The 23,148-nt window shown below is 67.8% G+C and carries 18 protein-coding genes; 11 read left to right on the plus strand and 7 right to left on the minus strand.

All coding sequences use genetic code 11. The features are described from left to right. Positions 1-231: 231 nt before the first annotated feature. Positions 232-1,443, minus strand: coding sequence for a tyrosine--tRNA ligase (gene tyrS, locus NR101_RS15010; protein ID WP_256777515.1), 1,212 nt, complete (start codon positions 1,441-1,443; stop codon positions 232-234). A 168-nt stretch (positions 1,444-1,611) separates the two neighbouring features. Between tyrS and NR101_RS15015 the strand changes: the two genes are divergently transcribed. Then, the gene (locus NR101_RS15015; protein ID WP_256777514.1) at positions 1,612-3,087 is read left to right on the plus strand and encodes a M23 family metallopeptidase; all 1,476 of its coding nucleotides are present in this window, start codon (positions 1,612-1,614) and stop codon (positions 3,085-3,087) included. Between the two features lie 88 nt (positions 3,088-3,175). After that, the gene (locus tag NR101_RS15020; RefSeq protein WP_256777513.1) at positions 3,176-4,303 is read left to right on the plus strand and encodes an anhydro-N-acetylmuramic acid kinase; all 1,128 of its coding nucleotides are present in this window, start codon (positions 3,176-3,178) and stop codon (positions 4,301-4,303) included. A gap of 168 nt (positions 4,304-4,471) precedes the next feature. Here the strand turns inward: NR101_RS15020 and NR101_RS15025 are convergent, their stop codons facing one another. The 3 genes from NR101_RS15025 to NR101_RS15035 form a co-directional block, all read right to left on the minus strand. Beyond that, complete coding sequence (locus tag NR101_RS15025) at positions 4,472-4,699, minus strand: hypothetical protein (protein WP_256777512.1); 228 nt, start codon at positions 4,697-4,699, stop codon at positions 4,472-4,474. Between the two features lie 82 nt (positions 4,700-4,781). After that, the gene (locus NR101_RS15030; RefSeq protein ID WP_256777511.1) at positions 4,782-6,152 is read right to left on the minus strand and encodes an MFS transporter; all 1,371 of its coding nucleotides are present in this window, start codon (positions 6,150-6,152) and stop codon (positions 4,782-4,784) included. After that, a complete protein-coding gene (locus tag NR101_RS15035) occupies positions 6,149-6,949 on the minus strand; it encodes an exodeoxyribonuclease III (RefSeq protein WP_256777510.1) in 801 nt (266 codons plus the stop codon). Before NR101_RS15035 ends, NR101_RS15030 begins: the two co-directional genes overlap by 4 nt. 195 nt (positions 6,950-7,144) lie before the next feature. Here NR101_RS15035 and pyrE point away from each other — a divergent pair, with 195 nt between their 5' ends. The 8 genes from pyrE (at position 7,145) to NR101_RS15075 (ending at position 16,794) form a co-directional block, all read left to right on the plus strand. Continuing rightward, a complete protein-coding gene (gene pyrE / locus NR101_RS15040) occupies positions 7,145-7,804 on the plus strand; it encodes an orotate phosphoribosyltransferase (protein ID WP_256777509.1) in 660 nt (219 codons plus the stop codon). Between the two features lie 20 nt (positions 7,805-7,824). Then, complete coding sequence (locus NR101_RS15045) at positions 7,825-8,490, plus strand: hypothetical protein (protein ID WP_256777508.1); 666 nt, start codon at positions 7,825-7,827, stop codon at positions 8,488-8,490. A gap of 378 nt (positions 8,491-8,868) precedes the next feature. After that, entirely contained in the window at positions 8,869-8,961 is a 93-nt protein-coding gene (locus NR101_RS15050) for a potassium-transporting ATPase subunit F (protein WP_017355708.1), read from the plus strand. 12 nt (positions 8,962-8,973) lie between these two features. Beyond that, a complete protein-coding gene (kdpA, locus tag NR101_RS15055) occupies positions 8,974-10,692 on the plus strand; it encodes a potassium-transporting ATPase subunit KdpA (protein ID WP_256777507.1) in 1,719 nt (572 codons plus the stop codon). Positions 10,693-10,703: 11 nt separating this feature from the next. Beyond that, positions 10,704-12,755, plus strand: a complete 2,052-nt coding sequence (gene kdpB / locus NR101_RS15060; RefSeq protein WP_256777506.1) for a potassium-transporting ATPase subunit KdpB — start codon at positions 10,704-10,706, stop codon at positions 12,753-12,755. Continuing rightward, entirely contained in the window at positions 12,752-13,396 is a 645-nt protein-coding gene (gene kdpC / locus NR101_RS15065) for a potassium-transporting ATPase subunit KdpC (protein ID WP_256777505.1), read from the plus strand. The genes kdpB and kdpC overlap by 4 nt, the downstream gene beginning before the upstream one ends. A 37-nt stretch (positions 13,397-13,433) precedes the next feature. After that, positions 13,434-16,094, plus strand: a complete 2,661-nt coding sequence (locus tag NR101_RS15070) for a sensor histidine kinase KdpD (protein WP_256777504.1) — start codon at positions 13,434-13,436, stop codon at positions 16,092-16,094. Beyond that, positions 16,075-16,794, plus strand: a complete 720-nt coding sequence (locus NR101_RS15075; protein WP_256777503.1) for a response regulator transcription factor — start codon at positions 16,075-16,077, stop codon at positions 16,792-16,794. Before NR101_RS15070 ends, NR101_RS15075 begins: the two co-directional genes overlap by 20 nt. A 736-nt stretch (positions 16,795-17,530) precedes the next feature. Here the strand turns inward: NR101_RS15075 and NR101_RS15080 are convergent. Genes NR101_RS15080 through coaBC form a run of 3 tightly spaced genes read right to left on the minus strand, consistent with a single transcriptional unit; the run spans position 17,531 to position 21,615 of the window. Further along, positions 17,531-19,870 carry a phosphomannomutase/phosphoglucomutase gene (locus tag NR101_RS15080; protein WP_256776999.1) on the minus strand — a complete coding sequence of 780 codons (2,340 nt, stop codon included), beginning with the start codon at positions 19,868-19,870 and terminating at the stop codon, positions 17,531-17,533. A gap of 15 nt (positions 19,871-19,885) precedes the next feature. Next, entirely contained in the window at positions 19,886-20,359 is a 474-nt protein-coding gene (dut, locus tag NR101_RS15085; protein ID WP_038690973.1) for a dUTP diphosphatase, read from the minus strand. Beyond that, entirely contained in the window at positions 20,356-21,615 is a 1,260-nt protein-coding gene (coaBC, locus tag NR101_RS15090) for a bifunctional phosphopantothenoylcysteine decarboxylase/phosphopantothenate--cysteine ligase CoaBC (protein ID WP_256777000.1), read from the minus strand. Before coaBC ends, dut begins: the two co-directional genes overlap by 4 nt. Positions 21,616-21,893: 278 nt before the next feature. Between coaBC and NR101_RS15095 the strand changes: the two genes are divergently transcribed. Then, a complete protein-coding gene (locus NR101_RS15095) occupies positions 21,894-23,042 on the plus strand; it encodes a Fic family protein (RefSeq protein WP_256777001.1) in 1,149 nt (382 codons plus the stop codon). Positions 23,043-23,148 lie beyond the last annotated feature (106 nt).

Raw genomic sequence — 23,148 nt, forward strand, 5'->3', positions numbered from 1 at the left:
GTTGCGAGCCGCCTATTATGTCAGGCTTTTCGTTTCCGTCAACACCTTCTTTCGAAGTGGTTGAGGTCCTGATCCTTCGCGGTTGCCGCCTTGCGGTGGCCCCTGCGTCGGGGGAGGGAAAGTATGTCCCCATCCGGGGCGTTTGTGAAGGGGGCAGACGACATTTTTTCACGTCGCCTCCCTCCCATTCATGCTGGAAGGGGTCCGGATCGCCCGAACCCCTTGTGGCGCTTAGGCCCCAACCAGCAGCACGCGGGCAAAGGTGCGCTTGCCGACCTGCAGCAGGCCTTCAAAACCGGGCACGAACACCTGCTGGGCGTCGTCCACGACCTCGCCATCGACCTTCACTGCACGCTCCTTGAGCTTGCGGGAGGCCTCGGAGTTGCTCGGGGTCAGGCCGGCAGCGGTCAACAACGCACCGATACGCAGACCCTCGGTCGGGATCGCCACTTCCTGTAGCGGCAGCAGGGTCACATCGCCCTGCCCGGTCACGGCGGCGTTCCAGCCGGCGATGGCCTGTTCGGCCGCCGCGGCATCGTGGAAGCGGGTGGTCAGCTCGCGCGCCAGGCGCAGCTTGACCTCACGCGGGTTCAGGCCGCCGGCCTGGACCTGCTCGCGCAGGCTCACCGCTTCGGCCTGGCTGATATCAAAGGAAAGCAGCTCGATCCAGCGCCACATCAGGTCGTCACCGATCTTCATGGTCTTGGTGACCATATCGATGGCCGGCTCATTGATCCCGATGTAGTTGTTGAGCGACTTGGACATCTTGGCCACGCCGTCCAGGCCCTCCAGCAGTGGCATGGTCAGCACGATCTGCGGCTTCTGCCCGTAGTGCTCCTGCAGTCCACGGCCCATCAGCAGGTTGAACTTCTGGTCGGTGCCGCCGAGCTCGACGTCGGCCTCCAGCGCCACCGAGTCGTAACCCTGGACCAGTGGGTAAAGGAACTCATGCAGGGCAATCGACTGCTGGGCGGCATAGCGCTTGGCGAAGTCGTCGCGCTCAAGCATGCGCGCCACGGTGTGCTGGCCGGCCAGGCGGATCATGTCGGCGGCGGCCATCTTGCCGAACCACTCCGAATTGAAGCGCACTTCGGTCTTCTCGCGGTCCAGCACCTTGAAGACCTGGTCTTCATAGGTACGCGCGTTGGCCAGCACGTCTTCCTTGGTGAGCGGCTTGCGGGTGACGTTCTTGCCGGACGGGTCGCCGATCATGCCGGTGAAGTCGCCGATCAGGAAGATGACCTGGTGGCCGAGGTCCTGGAACTGGCGCAGCTTGTTGAGCAGCACGGTGTGGCCCAGGTGCAGGTCCGGGGCGGTGGGGTCGAAACCAGCCTTGACCCGCAGCGGGCGGCCGCTTTCCAGGCGCTGGCGAAGTTCCTCGGATTTGAGGATTTCGTCGGCGCCACGACCGATCAGGGCGATGGCTTCTTCAATCGAGGACACGTGACAACTCCCGGCAATGCCTTATTTACATGAATGACGTTAAGTACAAGTTAACCGCATGCGCTTCACAAAAGCCAATAGGCACAAGGGTTTGACGCGGTATTTATACCTGTCTATGTTACCGACGTTTGGGCCCGCGCTCCCGGGCCAGTCAGGAACAGACCGACGATGCTCAACTCCGATCAAGGCCGCGCGCGCAAGCAGCGCTTCAAGGAACGTCTCCACGTCCTCCACGACACCGCCCTGCATCGGAAGCTCAAGCAGCATCTTCCCGCCGCGTTCAACGAGCGCTGGACGCGCCGGCACTGGATGCACGCCAGCCTGTTCGCCACCATCGGCGCGCTGGTGGCCACGATCGTGCCGGGCTTCTCGCACACCATCGAAACGCCCTACTCCGTCGGCCATTCCACCCTGGCCCTGCCGTTGCCGCCGCTGTCGCTGGAGCGGCAGAAGCAGGTGCCCGGTGACAGCTGGCAGGTGCTGCGGGTGCAGCGCGGCCAGACCCTGAGCAACCTGTTCGACGAGGCCGGCATTCCGGCCACGGTGATGCACCAGGTGCTGGAGCACCCCGGCGCGCGCGCGGCGTTGACCAAGCTGCGCCCCGGCGCGGAGATCGCCTTCGACCTGCCGCTGTCCGGCGACCTGCGCACGATCCGCTTCGACCGCGATGCCGACAACCGCGTCGAGCTGTCGCTGAAGGATGACCAGATCACCGAGAAGGTGATCAAGCGCGAGTCGTCGACCCGCCGCATCGTCGCCAGCGGCGAGATCACCAGTTCGTTGTATGCGGCCGCGCGGAAGGCCGGGCTGTCGCCGTCGGCGATCGCCACGATGACCGACGATATCTTCAAGTACGACATCGACTTCTCCAAGGACCTGCAGCCGGGCGATCGCTTCAGCGTGGTGCTGGATGAAACCTGGCGCGAAGGCGAGAAGGTGGATACCAGCAAGATCCTGGCGGCGACCTTCACTTCCGGCGGCAAGACCTACAGCGGCTTCCGCTTCGACCGCAACGGCAAGTCCGAGTACTTCGACGTGAGCGGGCGACCGCTGAAGAAGAGCTTCATCCGCATGCCGATCCCGTTCGCGCGGTTGAGCTCCAGCTTCGGCGCGCGCAAGCACCCGGTGCTGGGCAAGATGCGCATGCACAAGGGCGTGGACTACGCCGCGCGCACCGGCACCCCGATCATGGCCGCCGGCGATGCGCGCGTGCAGTTTGCCGGTACCCAGCGTGGCTACGGCAACGTGGTGATCCTGGACCATGGCCGCGGCCACACCACGCTGTACGGGCACATGTCGCGCTTTGGCTCGATCAAGGTCGGCCAGCGCGTGGCCCAGGGCACGGTGATCGGCTATGTCGGCTCGACCGGCATGGCCACCGGCCCGCACCTGCACTACGAATTCCGCGTCAACGGCGAGCACCGCAATCCGCTGTCGGTGACGATGCCGCCGCCGGAGCCGCTGCGTGGCAACGAGCTGGCTGCCTTCCGCGCGCAGACCGCGCCGGCGCTGGCGCGCATCCAGGGCATGGAGAAGCTGATCTATGCCGAAGCCAGCCCGGCCCCGCAGGTGGCCCCGGCCGACACCCAGGCGCAGACCCAGACCGCCAGCGTGGCCAAGCCGGCCAGGCGCAACCGCGGCTGATCGCGGCGGCCAGCGCGCGGGTACGTGCGCATTGACGGCGATGACGGGTTGCGCCGAAGCTGGACGCAACCCGCTTTGACTGCCTGCCATGACCGCTGTCGTTGATCCGCATAGCCCGCTCTTCATTGGCTTGATGTCCGGCACCAGCGCCGATGGCATCGATGCCGCGCTGGTGCAGTTTCCCGCCGAGGGCGGCTGCCGCTTCGTGCACGGCCACACCCACCCGTGGGATCCGGCGCTGCGTGCGGAGCTGATCGCACTCGGCGAAGGCGGCGACATCGCCTCGCTGGATGCGCTGGGCCGGATCGATGCCGAAGTGGGGCTGCGCTTTGCCGAGGCGGCCAATGCGCTGCTGCGGCTGAGCGGGGTGGATCGTGCCCAGGTGCGCGCGATCGGCTCGCACGGGCAGACCGTGCGCCACCGGCCGTTGGCCGATCCGGCGTTCACGATGCAGCTGGGCGACGCCAACCGGATCGCCGAGGCCACCGGGATCACCACCGTGGCCGATTTCCGCCGCCGCGATGTGGCTGCAGGCGGGCACGGCGCACCGCTGATGCCGGCCTTCCACCTGGCGATGCTGGGCACCACCGATGAGGATCGCGCGATTCTCAACCTGGGTGGCATCGGCAACCTGACCCTGATTCCCCGCGATGGCGTGCCACGCGGCTTCGACACCGGCCCGGCCAATGCACTGATGGATGCGTGGTGCCAGCGCCACCGGGGCGTGCCATTCGATGCAGACGGGGCGTTTGCGGCCAGTGGGACCTTCGACGAGGCGTTGCTGGCGCGCTGGCTGGCCGAGCCGTGGTTTGCGTTGCCGCCGCCGAAGAGTACCGGGCGCGAGCAGTTCCACCTGGACTGGGCCGAGCAGGCACTGGGCGAAGGCGAGCTGGCGGCGGCCGATGTGCAGGCCACGCTGATGGAGCTCACGGCGGCGACGGTAGCCAACGCCTTGCTGGCGCACCTGCCCGAGGCGAAGCGGGTGCTGGTGTGCGGCGGTGGGGTGCGTAATTCACAGCTGCTGCGCCGGTTGGGCGCGCGGTTGCCTGGGGTGGTGATCCAATCCAGTGCGGTGCACGGGTTGGACCCGGATTATCTGGAGGCGATGGGGTTTGCGTGGCTGGCGCAGCGGACGCTGGACGGCTTGCCGGGGAATCTGCCGAGCGTGAGCGGGGCGCGGGGGCCGCGGATTCTGGGGGCGATACATCCGGCGTAGGGGAAGAGCAAGAGCAAGGGCAAGGGCAAGAGCAAGAGCAAGAGCAGCCGAGCATGGCTCGGCTCTACCGGGGCAAGGGCAGCCGAGCCATGCTCGGCAACCGCGCAGCGCGGCGCTATCCGCGCCTGCCGATCCCTCTACGCTCGGGATGGTCGCCAGTGCCCTGCGCTACACCCCTTGGGCGTCCGGCAATGCCTGCAATGCGGCGATGGCATCGGCCAGGGCGTCCACTTCGGGATTCTGGAAGCCGCTGCGTACTTCGAGTTCGCTGGCGAACAGGCCCTGTTCGAGCAGCACCACGCAGGTGTGTTCACGGGTCCAGCCGCGCGCGACCGCCACGCGCCGGATGCGTTCGTTCAACAGCGGGTCCAGATCCCGCAGCAGCAGATCGACCATTGTTCTCCCCCGTTGGCAAGCACCGCCCCCACGGCACAACGGGGGTGATCATGGCCCAGCGCGGCGCGGCGGGCAACCTGGGTCAGGCTGGCGGGGCGTGTCGGCGCTGCTGACGGATCAACAAGGCACACAGGATCACCACCGGGATGCCGATCAATGCGGTGCCGGTGAAGAACAGCGCATACCCGTCCAGCAGGGTGCGGCCCTGGGCCAACGATTGCACCGCCCAGCCGGAGAGCCCTTTCAATGCCTTGCCGGGCATCGCATAGAACGAGCTCAGCAAGGCGTACTGGGTGGCGGTGTAGCCGATGCTGGTCAGGCTGGACATGTAGGCGATCAACGCCGTGCCGGCGAAGCCGCCGGAGATGTTGTCGATGGCCATGGCGATGGCGAAGCTGGTCGGGTCCGGGCCGACATAGGCCAGCCAGGCAAAGGCGAGGTTGGACGCCGGGCCAAGCACCGCGCCGACCAGCAACGTGGTGAGCACGCCCCAGCGCACCGACACCAGGCCGGCCGCGGCGATGCCGATGAAGGTGGCCACCAGCCCGACCGAGCCGCGCACCGCGCCGACGGTCTCTTCGGCCAGGCCCAGATCCACGTAGAACGGATTGGCCATCGGACCCATGATGAAATCGGCCATGCGATAGACGCTGATGGCCAGCAGGATCAGGATCGCGCCGCTGCGGTGTTCGCGCACGAAGGCCACGAACGGCCCCACCAGTGCATCGAACAGACCGCGTGGCGTCCACAGCGGGGCGGCCTGGGTCTGCACGGCCAGCTGCGCGCGCGCCGGCTCCCGGGCCATCACCACCGCCACCACGCCGAGTGCCATCAGGCCGGCCATGATTTCGTAGGACATCTGCCAGCCCACCCGCGCGGCGATCAGCAGGATCAGCGCATCGGTGACCAGCAGCGCGGTGCGATAGCCCAGCGCGGCCGAGGAGGTCAGCAGGCCGAGCTGTTCACTGTTCTCGGCGATTTCGATGCGCCAGGCATCGATGACGATGTCCTGGGTGGCCGAGGCGAAGGCCACCACGGTGGCCATCACCCCGAACACCACCAGGTGCTCCCAGGCGATGCCCAGGAAGACGAAATGGCCGCCCTTGGGCTGGACCAGCGCCATGCCCACCAGCGCCACGGCCACCACCAGCTGGGACAACAGCATCCAGCCACGGCGGCGGCCGAAGCGCCCCAGCAGCGGCGCGTTGACCTTGTCCACCAGTGGGGCCCACAGGAACTTCATCGAGTAGGCCAGGCCCACCCACGACAGGAAGCCGATGGTGGTCAGCTCGATGCCTTCCTTGCGCATCCAGAAGCCGAGCGTGTTGCCGACCAGGTAGATCGGCAGGCCGGAACTGAAGCCCAGCAGCAGCATGGCCAGCACCTTGCGCTGGCGCAGGTTGGCCAGCACCCGCTGCCACGGGCGACGCGGCTTGACGACCGCTTCGGTCATGGGGCGTAGTCCACCGTGAACGGGGCATGGTCGGAGAAACGCTCATCGCGGTAGACCGCGCAGCTGCGCAGGCGATCGCGCAGGCCAGGACTGACGAACTGGTAGTCGATGCGCCAGCCGACGTTGTTGGCCCGGGCCGCGCCGCGGTTGCTCCACCAGGTGTAATCCTGGCCTTCGGGATGCAGCAGGCGGTAGGCGTCGGTCCAGCCCTGGCCGGCGGCGATGTCCAGCGCCTGGCCGGAGTCGGCGCACTGGCCGTTGAGCCAGTCGCGCTCGGGCGGCAGGCAGCCGGAGTTTTTCTGATTGGACTTCCAGTTCTTGATGTCCAGCGCCGAGCGCACGATGTTCCAGTCGCCGCACAGGACGTAGTCGCGGCCGCTGGCCAGCCACTCCGCCAGGATCGGGCGCAGCCACTCCATCACTTCGTACTTGAAGCCCTGGCGCAGGTCGCCCGAACTCCCCGACGGAATATAGAAGGAGACCACGCTGAGGTTGCCGAAGCGGGCCTCGATGTAGCGGCCTTCATCGTCGAACGGGGCCCAGCCCAGCGAGGTGATGACCTGGTCGGGCTCGCGCTTGCTGTAGATGGCCACGCCGCTGTAGCCCTTCTTGGTGATGGCGTCGCGGTAGAAGCAGTGGTGGCCGTACGGACGGAACATCGGGTCGGTCAGCTGGTCTTCCTGGGCCTTGGTTTCCTGGATGCAGAGCACGTCGGCGTCCTGGGCGCGGAACCAGTCGAGGAAGCCTTTGGTGGCGGCGGAACGGATGCCGTTGGCGTTGAAACTGATGATGCGCATGCTGACCCGGGTCTGGAGCGGTAACCGGGAAAGCATACCGGGAAGACCCCGCCACGGCTCGCCGGGATGCGCCGCCGGTGCCAGCCCTTGGGGAGGGCCGGGAAATGCTGCGCGGCGCGGCAGAAGGCGGTTTGAGGGCGAAAAAAGCCCCCATGCATTAGGATTTGCGGTCCAAATGAATTGAATAGAGTCCTGATGAGCGACCATCGCCACCGTTTCCTGCAACTGGCCCTGACCGCCGACGCCCTGCGTTTTGGCCAGTTCACCCTCAAGTCGGGCCGCCTGAGCCCCTATTTCTTCAATGCCGGCCGCTTCGATTCGGGCGCGCGCATGGTCCAGCTGGCCGCCTGCTACGCCGATGCGGTGGAGGCCACCGGGCTGAAGTTCGACGTCGTGTTCGGCCCGGCCTACAAGGGCATCCCGCTGGCCACCGCGACCGCCTGCGAGTTCGCCCAGCGTGGGCGCGACCTGCCGCTGTCGTTCAACCGCAAGGAAGCCAAGGCCCACGGCGAAGGCGGCAACCTGATCGGCGCAGACATGAATGGCAAGCGCGTGCTGATCGTCGATGACGTGATCACCGCCGGTACCGCCATCCGCGAGGCGCTGACCATCATCAAGGACGCCGGCGGCACCCCGGCCGGCATCGTGGTGGCGCTGGATCGCCAGGAGATCGCCTCGGAAAACGACCGCCGCTCAGCGGCCCAGTCGGTGGCCGAAGAGGCCGGGATTCCGGTGGTGGCGGTGGCCACGCTGGCCGACCTGCTTGATTTTGCCTCCGGAAATCCGGAACTTGTCGGATACCGGCAGCCGCTGGAGGACTATCGGTCCCGCTACGGCAGCCGTCCTACGCGTTGAGAGCAGGGGGCTCGCCAACCATGTCCAGCCGGATTGCCACCACCATTCTGATCGGCCTGCTGCTGGCCGCGCCGTCGCTGTCGGCCCAGGCCCAGCGCGGCAAGAACGAGCCGAAAGCCAAGAAGCTGTACTGCTGGAACAAGGGCGCCGAGCGGATCTGCAGCGATACGCTGCCGCAGGATGCGGTCAACAGCGCGCGGGAGGAATTCAGCGCGGCCAGCGGGCTGCGACGTGGTGAGGTGGAGCGCACGTTGACCGAGGAAGAGCGCGCGGATGCGGCGGTGGTGGCCGCGCAGCGCCAGCTCGACCTGGCTGCGGACGAAACCCGCAAGCGCACCGAGCAGGCGATGCTGTCCACCTACGAGAACGAAGATGACCTGCGCCGGGTGTTCATCGAGCGCACCGGCATCATCGACAACAACGTGCAGACCGCGCGCTACAACGTGGCCAGCCTGCGCGATGCACTGGTGAGCCTGCTGGGCACCGCCGGCGACCGCGAACTGGCTGGCAAGCCGGTGGCTGAGAAGCAGGCCCAGAGCATCCAGCAGCGCCATGCCGAACTGGTGGCGCAGCGGCGCATGCAGGCCTCCTTCGAAGCGCAGCGCAAGGCCTTGGATGTGGAGATCGAGGAGACCCTGCAGCGGTATCGGTTGTTGAAGGGCGTGGGGACCGATCCGCGGGCGTGAGCTGGCGGACGTTGTTGGAGTGAGAGGCGGCCGGATGGCCGCCTTTTTTGTGCGCGTGGCCCGGACGGGTAGTGCCGGCCGCTGGCCGGCTCGCCGTACATCGGGCCAGGGTCATGAGGAGCCGGCCAGCGGCCGGCACTACCGGAAGGCAGGTCAGCGGGGGCAGCCGACCAACGGTCGGCTCTACGTTTGTTTATGCACTTTTTACGCTTGGGCGTGGTGCTGGGCGTGGCCCCTTTATGCCGGGCAGGCAGACGATGGGCGCCTGACGTGGAGTGGTTCCACCTGGACGTCCCATGAGCCTGTATCTGCCTGTGTTCCCTGCCGCCGGTGCGCCCTGCACCGCCGCCCTCCTTTCCTGCGTTTGAGGCCACGACCATGCCTGCCTGGCTTTCCCTGGTGTGTGGCGTGCTGGTGCTCGTCGCCGCCGCCTATCTGCTGTACGTCGTGCTTCGGCCCGAAGCGTTCTGACCGGAGCCGACCATGACCGAGATCCTGTTGATCCTGCTGGCCAGCATCGTGCTGGCCTTTCCGCTTGGGCTGTACCTGGCCCGGGTGATGCGCGGTGCGCCGATGCGAGGCGATGCGCTGTTCGGGCTGATTGAAAAGCCCCTGTACCGGCTGCTGGGGGTGAACCCGGCGCGCGGCATGTCCTGGCGTGGCTATGTGATGGCCTTCCTGCTCAGCAACGTGGTGATCGCGGCGCTGGTGCAGGCGGTCTTCATGACCCAGGCCTGGCTGCCGTTCAATCCCGACCAGATCCCCAACATGCGCTGGGACACGGCGCTGCACACGATGGTGTCGTTCCTGACCAACACCAACCAGCAGCACTATTCCGGCCAGGCGCAGCTGTCCTACTTCTCGCAGATGACCGCCATCACCGGCCTGCAGGTGGTGACGCCGATGATGGGCCTGGCGCTGGTGGTGGCCACGCTGCGTGCGCTGTTCGGTGCGCGTCCGGACGACGTGGACGCCGCACAGTCCGCGCAGCTCAGCGCGGACCGCCGCGTGGACGTGGGCAACTACTACGCCGACGTGGTGCGCGCGTGCGTGCGCTTCATGCTGCCGCTGTGCCTGTTGTGGGCGGTGCTGCTGACCAGCCAGGGCGTGCCCTCGACGCTGGCCGCCGGCCCGCAGGCGACGCCGATCGATGCGGCCGCCGGCATGGACACGCAGAAACTGCCGCTGGGCCCGGTCGCGGCGATGGTCGCGGCCAAGCAGCTGGGCACCAATGGCGGTGGCTGGTATGGCCCCAACAGTTCGATGCCGCTGGAAAACCCGACGCCGTTGTCCAACGCCCTGGAACTGATCGGCATCCTGCTGATCCCGATCGCAGTGATCTTCATGCTGGGCGCGTTCACCGGACGCAGGCGCCTGGCCGGGCTGGTGTTCGGCTGCATGCTGGCGATGTCCAGCGTGTCGGTGGCGGCCACGGTATGGCTGGAAGGCCATTCGGCCACGGCGGCCAGCCCGCTGCTGATGGAAGGCAAGGAAGTGCGCATCGGCGCCGATGGCACCGGCCTGTGGGCGGCGATCACCACCCAGGTGTCCAACGGCTCGGTCAACGGCATGCATGACTCGCTCAGCCCGCTGGCCGGGGCGGTGCCGATGATCAACATGCTGGTCAACGCAATCTGGGGCGGCATCGGCTGCGGCCTGCAGCAGTTCATCGTGTACCTGATGCTGGGCGTGTTCTTGGCCGGGTTGATGACCGGGCGTACCCCGGAACTGCTCGGGCGCAAGCTGGAAACCCCGCAGGTCCGACTGCTGGCGCTGCTGGTGCTGCTGCAGCCGATCACCATCCTGGGCTTCACTGCGGTGACCCTGGCGATCCCGGCGATCACCGGCACGTCCAATCCCGGCTTCCACGGCATCAGCCAGGTGTTCTACGAGTACGTGTCGGCGTTTGCCAACAACGGCTCGGGCTTTGAAGGCCTGGGCGACGCCACCCCGTGGTGGAACCTGAGCTGCACCTTGGTGCTGCTGCTGGGCCGCTACCCGGTGCTGATCATCCCGCTGGTCGTGGCCGCGCAACTGGCCGCCAAACGGCGCGCCCCGGAATCGGCCGGCACGCTGCAGATCGAAACCCCGACCTTCGCGCTGACCCTGATCGCGCTGGTCGTCGTCCTGACCGTATTGCAGTTCATGCCGGCGCTGGTGTTGGGCCCGGTGGCCGACCACCTGTCGCTGACCCTGCATTGAGATGTGACCCCATGAGTACCTATCCCTTGAACGTTTCTTCCCACCGCCGCCAGCGCCTGCTCGATGCCGCCGGCTGGCGCCGCGCCCTGCGCGATGCGGTGATCAAGCTCTCGCCCCGGCACCTGCTGCACAGCCCGGTGATGGCGGTGGTGATGGCCGGCACCGTGGTCAGCCTGGTGGTCACCCTGAGCGGCAACGCACCGCTGGGCTTCGGCCTGTCGGTCACCGCGATCCTGCTGCTGACCGTGCTGTTCGGCAATTTCGCCGAAGCGGTGGCCGAGGCGCGCGGGCGTGGCCAGGCCGCCTCGCTGCGGCGGGCGCGGCAGGACCTGAGCGCGCGTCGGCTGGCCGCCGCGCATGCCGGGGCCAGCGAGACCCAGGTACCGGCCGCCGAGCTGCGCCCGGGCGACCATGTGATCGTCAGCGCCGGCGAATTGATTCCGGCCGACGGCGAGATCGTGCAGGGCCTGGCCACCATCAACGAAGCGGCGGTGACCGGTGAATCGGCGCCGGTGCTGCGCGAGGCCGGCACCGACCGCAGCGGCGTAATCGGCGGTACCAAGGTGCTGTCGGACCAGATCATCGTGCGCATCACCGCCGAGCCGGGCCACAGCTTCCTGGACCGCATGATCGCGCTGGTGGAAGGCGCCAACCGCCAGAAGACCCCCAACGAGGTCGCGCTGACCCTGCTGCTGGCCGCGATGACGCTTACCTTCCTGATCGTGGTGGCCACGCTGCCGGCGATCGGTGCGTTCGTCGGCGTGCGGGTGGACCCGCTGCTGCTGATCGCGTTGTTGGTGTGCCTGATTCCCACCACCATCGGCGGGCTGCTGCCGGCCATCGGCATCGCCGGCATGAACCGGGCGCTGGCCGCCAACGTGCTGGCCAAGTCGGGCAAGGCGGTGGAAGTGGCCGGTGACGTGGACGTGCTGCTGCTGGACAAGACCGGCACCATCACCTACGGCGACCGCCAGGCCACGCACTTCCATGCACTGGCCGGGATCGACGCGCCGCAGCTGCGTGAAGCGGCGCTGTTGTCCTCGCTGGCCGACCCGACCCCGGAAGGCAAATCGATCGTGCGCCTGGCGCGCGAACAAGGCTGCACCACCGCCGAGCCGGACCGCGCCGATTACCTGGCCTTCTCTGCGCAGACCCGCATGTCCGGCGTGGACCTGGACGGCGGCCGGCGCATCCGCAAGGGCGCGGCCGACTCGATCAGCGCCTATGTGCGTGAGCTGGGCGGCATCGTGCCGGCCGAACTGCCGGGCCGCGTGGAGCAGGTGGCGCGCAACGGTGCCACCCCGCTGGTGGTGTGCGAAGGGCGCCACGTGCTGGGCGTGATCGAGCTGTCGGACGTGGTCAAGCACGGCATGCGCGAGAAGTTCGCGCAGCTGCGCGCGATGGGCATCCGCACGGTGATGATCACCGGCGACAACCCGCTCACGGCCGCCGCCATTGCTGCCGAAGCCGGCGTGGACGACTACATCGCCGAGGCACGTCCCGAAGACAAGCTGGCGCGCATCCGGGCCGAGCAGGCCGGCGGGCGGCTGGTGGCGATGGTGGGCGACGGCACCAACGACGCCCCGGCGCTGGCCCAGGCCGACATCGGCCTGGCGATGAACTCCGGTACGCAGGCGGCCAAGGAAGCCGGCAACATGGTCGATCTGGATTCGGATCCGGCCAAGCTGCTGGCGGTGGTGGAAGTGGGCAAGCAGCAGCTGATCACGCGCGGTGCGCTGACCACCTTCTCGCTGGCCAACGATGTGTCCAAGTACTTCGCGATCCTGCCGGCGCTGTTCGCCTCCACCCTGCCGGCCATGGCGGCATTGAACGTGATGCACCTGTCCAGCCCGCGCAATGCGGTGCTGGCGGCGCTGATCTTCAACGCGCTGGTGATTCCGGCGCTGATTCCGCTGGCGCTGCGCGGGGTGCGCTTCCGCCCGGCCACGGCCACCGCGCTGCTGCGCCGGAACATGCTGGTGTACGGCCTCGGCGGCGTGCTGCTGCCGTTTGCGGCCATCAAGTTGATCGACCTCTTCCTTGTCTCGGTATTCGGCGCATGAACCGCTCACTTGCAACCTCCCTGCCCCGCGCCGCGCGCGCCCCTGCCGCGCGGGCGGCCACCCTGCAGCAGCACGGCGCATGGCGCCCGGCGCTGATGCTGGGGCTGGTCAGCCTGCTGCTGCTCGGCCTGGCCTATGCGCTGGCCGCGACCGGTGCCAGCCGGCTGCTGTTCCCCGCGCAGGCCGATGGCAGCCTGCTCATACGCGATGGCCAGGTGCGCGGCTCACAGCTGATCGCGCAGCCGTTCACCGGCGATGGCTACTTCCAGGCGCGCCCGTCGGCCGCCAATTACGACCCGATGGCCGCGGCGGGCAGCAACCTGGCCCGGACCAACCCGGCGCTGCAGGAGCGCGTACAGGCCAGCATCGCTGCGGTGGCCGCGCGCGAAGGCGTGGCTCCCGCGCAGGTGCCCAGCGACCTGGTGACTCAGTCCGGCGCGGGCATGGACCCGGAACTGTCGCCGGCCGCCGCGCAGCTGCAGATCGCCCGCGTGGCCCGCAGCCGCGGGTTGCCGCCCGAGCGCGTGACTGCACTGGTGAAGGCCAACACGCAGGGCCCGCAGTGGCGCGTGTTCGGTCAGCCGCGGGTCAACGTGATGACACTCAACCTGGCGCTGGATGACCTCAAGGCGGCCCCGTGATGCGGGGATCGCATCGGCCGGTGCACAATCGCCACCCATGAGCGACCCACGTACCCGCCAGGCCGATGCCCTGGTTGAACGCCTGCAACGCGAAGCCGGCGGCAAGCTCACCGTGTTCCTCGGTGCCGCCCCGGGCGTAGGCAAGACCTTCAGCATGCTCAGCCGCGCGCACGAACAGCTGCGTCGCGGCGTGGATGTGGTGGTAGGGCTGGTGGAAACCCACGGCCGCGCCGAGACCGCTGCGTTGCTGGAGGGCCTGCCGCAGGTGCCGCTGGTGCAGCGCGACTACCAGCAGCACGTGCTGGGCGAGATGGACCTGGACGCGGTGCTGGCCCGCCACCCGGCGCTGGTGCTGGTGGATGAGCTGGCCCACCGCAACGTCCCCGGCAGCCGCCACGAGCGCCGCTGGCAGGACGTGGAAGAACTGCTGGAAGCCGGCATCGATGTCTGGACCACGGTCAACATCCAGCACCTGGAAAGCCTCAACGACGTGGTGATGCGCATCACCGGCGTGCGCGTCACCGAGACCGTGCCCGACGCGGTGCTCGACCGCCTGCACGACATCGTGCTGGTGGACATCCCACCGCGCGAACTGATCGAGCGCCTTCAGCAGGGCAAGGTGTACGTGCCCGAGCAGGCAGCACAAGCCCTGCAGGCGTTCTTCTCGCCGGCCAACCTCACCGCGCTGCGCGAACTGGCCATGCAGGAAGCGGCCGACCGCGTGGACAGCAGCCTGCGCGAGACCCGCGCCGCACGTGGCGAGGCCAACCTGCCGCTGCGCCGGCGCGTGCTGGTGGCCATCGATGGCGGTGGCCAGAGCGAGTACCTGGTGCGCGTGGGCCGGCGCATCGCCGAGCGCCGTGATGCGCCATGGACGGTGGTAACCGTGCAAGGCCGGCGCAACGACGAAGACACCCGGCGCGAGATCGATGCGGCCTTTGCCCTCGCCCGCCGCCTCGGTGGCGAGGCCGAGCTGCTGCACGGATCGAGCATCGCCGATGCGCTGCTGGACCACGCCGCGCACAACAGCGTGTCCACGCTGGTGCTGGGCCGCACCCGCGAGCGCCCGTTCGCGCGGATGCTCAACCGCACCCTCACCCAGCAGCTGATCCAGCGCGGTGCGCACTACGAGATCACCATCATCGGCACCCCGCAGGCGCGCGCCCGCGCGCGGCGTGCCGGGCTGACGATCCCCACCCGCAGCACCGGCCAGGACACGTTGCTGGCCGTGGGCGCCACCGCGCTGGCCTGCCTGGTGGCGCTGATCGCCGAGCGCTGGGTGGGGCTGTACGACCTGTCGATGGTGTTCATCGTGGCGGTGGTGATGGTGGCCGCGCGCAGCCGCACCAGTGCGGCGGTGATCGCCGCGGCGCTGTGTTTCCTGGCCTACAACTTCTTCTTCATCGCCCCACGCTTCACCTTTGCGATCAGCGCGCGCCAGGGCGTGATCACCGTGTTCCTGTTCCTGGCCGCCGCGCTGGTGGCTGGGCGGCTGGCCTCGCGGCTGCGCATGCAGGTGGTGGCGCTGCGTGCGTCCAACCGCCATGCCAATGCGCGCCAGGCGCTGGGCCGGCAGCTGACCCGTGCGGCCAGCAACGAAGAGGTGGCGCAAGCCGGGCGCGAGGCGCTGGAACAGGCGATGGACGCACCGGCCTGGCTGCGCATCGGCCAGGACACCAGCACCAGCGGCAGCGCCGCACCGGGCGACACCGACCTGGCCGCCGCCGACTGGGCGCGGCGCCACGGCCAGCCCAGTGGCCGCTTCACCGATACGCTGGCCGGCGCGGAATGGTGGTTTCTGCCACTGCTGGACGGCGACGACCGCGCCATCGGCGTGGCCGGCATGCGCTTCGCGCGGAGTGCGCCGCGCCTCACCCCCGAGCAACGCCAGCTGGCCGAGGCGATGGTGGATGACATCGCCCAGGCCGCGCTGCGCACGCAGCTGGTAGCCGACCTGGAAAAGGCGCACGTGAGCAACGAGACCGAGCGCCTGCGTTCGGCACTGCTGTCCTCGGTATCGCACGACCTGCGCTCGCCGCTGGCGGCGATGATCGGCTCGGCCGACAGCCTGAGCAGCTATGCCGATGCGATGGACGCGCAGGATCGCCGCGCCCTGCTGGACACCATCCTGGTGGAAGGCGAGCGGCTGGACCGCTACATCCAGAACCTGCTGGACATGACCCGGCTGGGCCACGAAGGCCTGCAGATCAACCGCGACTGGATCGGCGTGGACGAGCTGGTGGGATCGGCCGCGCGGCGGCTGCAGCGGTATCAGCCGGAGGTGCAGCTCAAACTCGATATCCCGGCCACGCTGGCCCCGATCTGGGTGCACCCGGCGCTGGTGGAGCAGGCGGTGTTCAACGTGATGGAGAACGCGGCCAAGTTCTCGCCGCCCGGCGCGGCGGTGGAGGTGCAGGCGCGGCTGGTGGAGGGCGAGCTGCGCATCGACGTGCTGGACGCCGGGCCGGGCATTCCCGATGACGAGCGCGCCCGCATTTTCGACATGTTCTACAGCGTGGAGCGCGGCGACCGGGGCCGGCATGGCACCGGGCTGGGGCTGACCATCTGCCAGGGCATGATCGGCGCGCATGGCGGCAGCGTGCAGGCGCTGCCGGGGCGCGACGGACGCGGTACCCTGATCCGCATCACGCTGCCCCTGCTGCAACCCCACCCTGCCGATGACAACGACGAATCCTGACCCCACCCAAGGCGTGCCCCCGGCCCGCGTGCTGGTGATCGATGACGAAGCGCAGATCCGCCGCTTCCTCGACATCAGCCTGCGCGCGCAGGGCTACCGCGTGGTGCAGGCCGCCACCGGCCAGGCCGGGTTGGAAGCGCTAGTGAGCGAGCGCGCGGACCTGGTGATCCTGGATATCGGCCTGCCGGACATGGAAGGGCACGACGTGCTGGCCGAGCTGCGCCAGTGGAGCCAGGTGCCGGTGATCATGCTCACCGTGCGCGCCAGCGAGACCGAAAAAGTGCGGGCGCTGGACAACGGCGCCAACGACTACGTGACCAAGCCGTTCGGGACGCAGGAGCTGATGGCGCGCGTGCGGGCGCTGCTGCGCTCGCGCACGGTATCCAGCGAGGGCGTGCTGCCGCAGTTTGACGACGGGCACCTGCATATCGACCTGGTGCGGCGCGAAGTGCACCTGGACGGCGCGCCGGTGGCGCTGACCCGCAAGGAATACGCGTTGTTGTCGCTGCTGCTGCGCAATGCCGGGCGGGTGGTGACCCAGCCGCAGATCCTGCAGGAGATCTGGGGGCCGACGCACCAGCATGACACGCACTACCTGCGCATTCTGGTGGGGAAATTGCGGCACAAGTTGGGCGATTCGGCGCTGGATTCGCGGTACCTGTTCACCGAACCTGGGGTGGGGCTGCGCTTCAAGGGCTGAGGCGGGAGGGCAGCCGAGCATGGCTCGGCTCTACCTTGGGGTTCGTGCGCCTTGATGGGTCACGATCGTTGATCGATGCGCGCGGGAATGCGCACGCATCGGTAGAGCCGAGCCATGCTCGGCTGCCGTTCCCTCAGAACCCCGACACAACCAACGGTCGTAATCCCGATGCGCGCCATGCCCGCGCACCATTACCAACGGTCGTAATCCCAATGCACGCCAATGCCTGCGCGACGACCAACGGTCGCAATCGCAATGCACGCCAATGCAGGCACGTCGTGACCAACGATCGTAGTCGCGGGTGGGAGGGCAGCCGAGCATGGCTCGGCTCTACCTTGGGGTTCGCGCGGCTTGATGGTTCACGACCGTCGATCGTGGCGCGCGGGAATGGGCACGCATCGGTAGAGCCGAGCCATGCTCGGCTGCCTTTCCCTCAGAACCCCGACACAACCAACGGTCGTAATCCCGATGCGCGCCAATGCCCGCGCACCATGACCAACGGTTGTAATCCCAATGCACGCCAATGCCTGCGCGACGACCAACGGTCGCAATCGCAATGCGCGCGAATGCAGGCACGTCGTGACCAATGATCGTAGTCGCGGGCGGGAGGGCAGCCGAGCATGGCTCGGCTCTACCTTGGGGTTCGTGCGCATTCCGGCGCGCCACGACCGTCGATCGTGGCGCGCCGGAATGCGCACGCATCGGTAGAGCCGAGCCATGCTCGGCTGCCTTTCCCTCAGAACCCCAGCGCCACACCCGGCAGCAGCGGCTGCAGCTGTTCGCGGAACAGGGCCTTGATGCGCTCCAGCGCGGCTTCGTCATCGGCCTCGAAGCGCAGCACCAGCACCGGGGTGGTGTTGGACGCGCGCAGCAGGCCCCAGCCGTCCGGGAAATCGGCGCGCAGACCGTCGATGGTGGACAGGCGCGCGCCGGCGAACGGCGAGTCCTCCACCTGCGCGGCCGACACGAACAGCGACACCAGCGCATGTGGGGTGCCCGATTCCACCGGCACCTTCAGCTCCGGGGTGGACACCGCGTCGGGCAGTTCCTCGAAGATCTCCGACGGCGTCTCCTCGCGCTGGGCCAGGATTTCCAGCAGCCGCGCGGCCGCGTACAAACCATCGTCGAAACCGAACCAGCGCTCCTTGAAGAAGAAGTGCCCGCTCATCTCGCCGGCCAGCTCGGCATCGGTTTCGCGCATCTTCGCCTTCATCAGCGAGTGCCCGGTCTTCCACATCAACGGGCTGCCGCCGTTGCGCAGCACGTAATCGGACAGCTTGCCGCTGCACTTCACGTCGTAGATCACCAACGCGCCCGGGTTGCGCATCAGCACGTCGGCGGCGAACAACATCAACAACCGGTCGGCGTAGATGATCTTGCCCTCGCGGGTGACCACGCCAAGGCGGTCGCCATCGCCGTCGAAGGCCAGGCCGATATCCGCATCGAAACGCTTCACCGTCTGGATCAGATCTTCCAGGTTGTGCGGGTCGCTCGGGTCCGGATGATGATTGGGGAACGTGCCATCCACATCGCAGTACAGCGGAATGACCTCGGCCCCGATCGCCTCCAGCAGCGGCTGCGCCAGCTCACCGGCCACGCCGTTGCCGGCGTCGGCCACCACCTTCAGCGGACGGTCCAGCTGCACGTCATCGGCGATGCGCTGGATGTAATCGGCGTTGACCTCGCGCTGCTGCAGGCTGCCCGGCTCGGCGGCCACGTGCAGCTGGCCGTCGCGGATGCGCTGGTACAGCTCGGTGATGGCATCGCCGGACAGCGTCTCGCCGCCGACCACGATCTTGAAGCCGTTGTAGTCCGCCGGATTGTGGCTGCCGGTCACCGCCACGCAGCTGCCCGCGCGCAGGTGGTAGCTGGCGAAGTACACCACCGGCGTCGGCGCCAGACCGATATCGATCACATCGCAGCCGGCACGGCGCAGGCCTTCGATCAGCGCGCCGGTGAGTTCCGGACCGGACAAGCGACCATCACGGCCGACCACGATCTCGCGCAGGCCTTCCACCTGCATCACCGAGCCGATGGCCTGGCCGATCAGCGCGGCCACCTGCGGGGTCAGCTCACGCCCGACCACACCGCGGATGTCATAAGCCCGGAAGATATCGGCCGGCACGTCCTGGCCCACCACGCCGGGCATCGGCGGCGGCGCGCCTTCGGTCACGGCCGGCACCACCGCCAGCGGAATCTGGTCCAGGCTTTCGCGCAGGGTGGGGCCCTCTTCCACGTCGGCATCCTTGGACGCGCGGCGACGCGGCAACGGCACCCTGCCCTTGCCGAACTGCAGCATCGCGGCGATCGCCAGCAGCAGCACCGCCACGATCGCACTGGGAATGCCACCCAAACCAAGCGGGCCCGGTTCGATATCCGGCACGGCCGCCGCCAGGCGCAGCCCGCTCTTGCCGAGCGGACGGGCCAGCGCCTCGGCGCCGTCGGCCAGCGCGACGCTGCCCTGTTCGATCACGTTGTGGTTGCCCTGGCGCAGCGCCAGGTAGCCTTCATCGGGCACGCGCACCTGGTCGAAGGTGGCGGTCAGGCGCAGCAGCGGCTGGCGCACGTACACCAGCGCCGGCCCCTGCGTACCCAGCACCACCGGCGCGGCCAGGCCCAGGCGCTGGCCGCCGGCATCGCGCACCACACGGGCCACCACGGTGTCTCCGGCATTGGCCGCTTCCAGCAGGGCCAGGCGCGAGTAGCCAAACGCCTTCGGATCGGCATAGGCCTGATCCAGGGTGGCCAGCAGCACCTGCACGTCTTCGGTACCCGGCCAGCCTTCGCGGATGGCCACGGCGGTCGCTTCGGCATCGCCATTGGCCAGCGCCGTGGTGACCCGCTCGCTCTTGACCAGCTTGCGCAGCTGCGCCAACTGGCCGTTCAGCGCCGCATCCACACCGGTGACGATTTCATCGCGCGACTGCTCCAGCGACGTGCCCACCGAGGCCTGCCGCCATTGCCGCACCGCACTCCAGCCGAACCACAGCCCCAGCAGCACCAGCGCGGCGACCAACAGCGGGCCGGTGCGCTTGCTTGCCAATCGCGGTTGTCCATCCGCCGTTGCCTTGCTCATGAACACTTCCCCCTGTCAGCGCACCCCGGTATGGCCGAATCCACCCGTTCCCCTGGCGCTGTCGGTGAAAGTATCCACTACCTGCAGGCTCACGCGTGCAATCGGCAGCACAACCAGCTGCGCGATGCGGTCACCCGGCTGCAGCGTGAAGGGCTCGCGGCCACGGTTCCAGGCGCTGATCAGCAGCGGGCCTTGGTAATCGGCGTCGATCAGCCCGGTGCCGTTGCCCAGCACGATGCCGTGGCGATGGCCCAGCCCCGAGCGCGGCAGCACCACGGCGGCCAGGTTCGGGTCGGCGATGTGGATGGCGATACCGCTGGGAATCAGCGCGGTATCGCCCGGCTGCAGGGTGAGCTCGGTTTCCAGCGCCGCACGCAGGTCCAGCCCGGCGCTGTGCTCGGTGGCGTAGGCCGGCAGCGGCCAGGTATCGCCGAAGCGCGGGTCGAGCAGCTTTACCTGCAACGGCTGAAGGGTGGAATCAACGCTCATGCGTGCAACCTCTGGGCAATCAGGGACAACAGTTGTTCGGCCAGCAGCGCCTTGGAGGTGCCGGGGAACACCTGTTCGCCGCCCTGCCAGTAGGCCGTGGCCGCGTTTTCATCGCTTTCAAAACCGCCGGTGGCAATGCCCACCTGGTTGGCAATCACCAGGTCCAGGCGCTTGTCCACCAGCTTGCCGCGCGCGTACTTCTCCACATCGTGGGTTTCGGCGGCAAAGCCGACCACCAGCTTCAGCGCGTTGGTCTGCGCGGCCACCTCGGCCAGGATGTCCGGTGTACGCACCAGCTCCAGCGTGAGGGTCTGGGTGCCGGCGGTCTTCTTCAACTTCTGCGGGGCCACCTGGCGCGGGGTGTAATCGGACACCGCCGCCGCGCCTATATAGATGTCGGCCGGCAGCGCACCCAGCACGGCCTCGCGCATCTGCGCGGCCGAGCGCACATCCACCCGCTGCACCCCGGCCGGGGTGGGCAGCTGCACCGGGCCACTTACCAGCACCACCTGCGCGCCCTGGCGCACGGCGGCCGCCGCCAGCGCATAGCCCATCTTGCCGCTGCTGCGGTTGCCCACGTAGCGCACCGGGTCCAGGTCTTCATAAGTGGGGCCGGCGCTGATGACCACGCGCAGGCCCTTGAGCTGCTGCTCGGGCGCGGCGTCGCCACCGGCCGGCGCCTGCAGCGCGGCCAGTGCCGCAACGATCGCATTGGGTTCGGTAAGCCGGCCCGGGCCGGATTCGCCTTCGGCCAGCGGGCCGTCTTCCGGCCCGATCACCTGCGCGCCGCGCTGGCGCAGCAGGGTGATGTTGGCCTGCGTGGCCGGGTGCTGCCACATGCGGTGGTTCATGGCCGGGCACACGGTAAGCGGCGCGGTGGTGGCCAGGCACAGCGTGGTGACCAGGTCATCGGCGTTGCCGTGGGCCAGCCGGGCCAACAGATCGGCGGTGGCCGGGGCCACCACGATGCGATCGGCCCAGCGCGCCAGCTCGATATGGCCCATGGCCTGCTCGGCGGCGCTGTCCCACAGGGTGGTGCGGGTGGGCTGGCCGGACAGGGCCTGGAAGCTAAGCGGGGTGACGAACTGCTGAGCCCCGGCAGTCATGGCGACCTGCACCTGGGCCCCGGCATCGCGCAGGCGACGCACCAGTTCCAGCGACTTGTAGGCGGCGATGCCGCCCCCTACGCACAACAACAGCTTCTGGCCTTGCAGCGGGCGCGCGGACGCCGGAGAAGCCTGGGGGGAGTCAGCCACCTGCGAATTTCCTGTCGAACTGAGGCGATTAGCTTACCTGATGGGGTGCGGGGGGCTCATGCCTCAGGGGCATGAGGGAGGTGTTTTTGGTCATGAGGAGCTGAGCAGCCTCTCTATGACTGCTGGCTGCTGTCAGTAAATGAACTGCCTGCGCCAGGGTGCCGACCAAGGGATGTGAACCCCGTGGTTTTAGTCGTTAAATAAGGATGCTTTAATAACGTTCGCAGCTGGGAAAGATTTCTTTCGCAGCTGAAACCGTATCTAAAGGAACCTTTGTCATGCCACGCATCACTGGGACCTACGCCACAACCGCCGTTGGCGGCGAGAACGTTCGCGCGTTCGTACCTCACGCCCTCCCGCCCGGTGATCCCGTGCTTTCCCCAACCGCCTACGTCGAACAGAACGCCCGCGCCGAGGTGGCGCTGACGCGGTTGTCCGGCATGGCCGGGCTGGTGGCCTCCAGCAACTGGCTGATCTATGCCGCCATTCGTAAGGAGGCCTTGCTTACCTCGCAGCTGGAAGGCACCCAGGCTACCTTGACCGACGTGCTGGATGAGGAAGCCGGTATGACGGTGACCAACGCCCAGGATGTGGAAGAGGTTACGAACTACCTGCTGGCATTCAACTACGCGCGCGAGCAGCTGCGCAGCCCTACCGGTCTGCCGGTATCACTACGGCTGCTGACCGAATCCCACCGGGTGCTGATGACAGGCGTGCGTGGCGCCACCAAGCAACCTGGGGCCGTGCGCACTACACAGAACTGGATAGGGGGAAGCCGGCCAGGCAATGCGAGTTTCGTTCCGCCGCCCGCTCAGGAAGTGGGGCCCGCGCTGAGCGCGCTGGAGCGCTATATCCACCAGCCAGAGCACGCGTTGCCGCCCTTGGTGCGTGTGGCCTTGGCGCATGCGCAATTCGAAACCATCCATCCCTTCCTGGACGGCAACGGCCGCATTGGGCGCCTGCTCATCGCCATGCTGTTGGAAGAGTGGAAGCTAATGCCCGAGCCGTTGCTGTATGTGTCTGGTTACCTCAAACGACACCAGCGGGTGTACTACGACCGGCTTTCCGCCATTCGGAAGGACGGTGACTGGGAAGGCTGGGTGAGCTTCTTCCTGGAGGCCGTGGAGGCCGCTGCCGACGAGGCGCAAAGCAGCATCGTTGCCCTTGCCGCGTGCATCGCCGAGGATCGCAAGCGCGTGCTTGCACTGGGTACCAGTACGTTGGCGACGCTTCGGTTGTTCGAGCTGCTTCCGACCATGCCGAGAATCAACATTGATCGGGCAGCACAGGTGCTGGAGGTGAGTGCGCCTACTGCGGCGAAGGCTATCAATGGATTGCAGGTGGCGGGGGTGTTGGAGGAGACGACTGGGCGGGCGCGGAACCAGAGCTTTTTGTATGCGCGGTATGTGCGACTTTTAATGGACTGAGGAAGCAGCTATTGCAGCGCGGCTAGCCAATTTCAACAGTATTCTCTCCGCATATCTTTAGAAATATCATTGTTTTTGACTGAATCAAACAGTCTGCCGAACAGCC

Origin of the sequence: Stenotrophomonas sp. Ste86, from assembly GCF_024519465.1 — a bacterium.
Lineage (GTDB): Bacteria > Pseudomonadota > Gammaproteobacteria > Xanthomonadales > Xanthomonadaceae > Stenotrophomonas.

Excerpts from the sequence above, each read along its gene's own strand:
- NR101_RS15015 (WP_256777514.1), top strand. The coding sequence starts at position 1,612 with ATGCTCAACTCCGATCAAGGCCGCGCGCGCAAGCAGCGCTTCAAGGAA.
- NR101_RS15025 (WP_256777512.1), bottom strand. The coding sequence starts at position 4,699 with ATGGTCGATCTGCTGCTGCGGGATCTGGACCCGCTGTTGAACGAACGC.
- NR101_RS15045 (WP_256777508.1), top strand. The coding sequence starts at position 7,825 with ATGTCCAGCCGGATTGCCACCACCATTCTGATCGGCCTGCTGCTGGCC.
- NR101_RS15050 (WP_017355708.1), top strand. The coding sequence starts at position 8,869 with ATGCCTGCCTGGCTTTCCCTGGTGTGTGGCGTGCTGGTGCTCGTCGCC.
- NR101_RS15095 (WP_256777001.1), top strand. The coding sequence starts at position 21,894 with ATGCCACGCATCACTGGGACCTACGCCACAACCGCCGTTGGCGGCGAG.
- NR101_RS15020 (WP_256777513.1), top strand. The coding sequence starts at position 3,176 with ATGACCGCTGTCGTTGATCCGCATAGCCCGCTCTTCATTGGCTTGATG.
- kdpC (WP_256777505.1), top strand. The coding sequence starts at position 12,752 with ATGAACCGCTCACTTGCAACCTCCCTGCCCCGCGCCGCGCGCGCCCCT.
- pyrE (WP_256777509.1), top strand. The coding sequence starts at position 7,145 with ATGAGCGACCATCGCCACCGTTTCCTGCAACTGGCCCTGACCGCCGAC.
- kdpB (WP_256777506.1), top strand. The coding sequence starts at position 10,704 with ATGAGTACCTATCCCTTGAACGTTTCTTCCCACCGCCGCCAGCGCCTG.
- NR101_RS15080 (WP_256776999.1), bottom strand. The coding sequence starts at position 19,870 with ATGAGCAAGGCAACGGCGGATGGACAACCGCGATTGGCAAGCAAGCGC.
- NR101_RS15035 (WP_256777510.1), bottom strand. The coding sequence starts at position 6,949 with ATGCGCATCATCAGTTTCAACGCCAACGGCATCCGTTCCGCCGCCACC.
- NR101_RS15070 (WP_256777504.1), top strand. The coding sequence starts at position 13,434 with ATGAGCGACCCACGTACCCGCCAGGCCGATGCCCTGGTTGAACGCCTG.
- dut (WP_038690973.1), bottom strand. The coding sequence starts at position 20,359 with ATGAGCGTTGATTCCACCCTTCAGCCGTTGCAGGTAAAGCTGCTCGAC.
- NR101_RS15075 (WP_256777503.1), top strand. The coding sequence starts at position 16,075 with ATGACAACGACGAATCCTGACCCCACCCAAGGCGTGCCCCCGGCCCGC.
- NR101_RS15030 (WP_256777511.1), bottom strand. The coding sequence starts at position 6,152 with ATGACCGAAGCGGTCGTCAAGCCGCGTCGCCCGTGGCAGCGGGTGCTG.
- kdpA (WP_256777507.1), top strand. The coding sequence starts at position 8,974 with ATGACCGAGATCCTGTTGATCCTGCTGGCCAGCATCGTGCTGGCCTTT.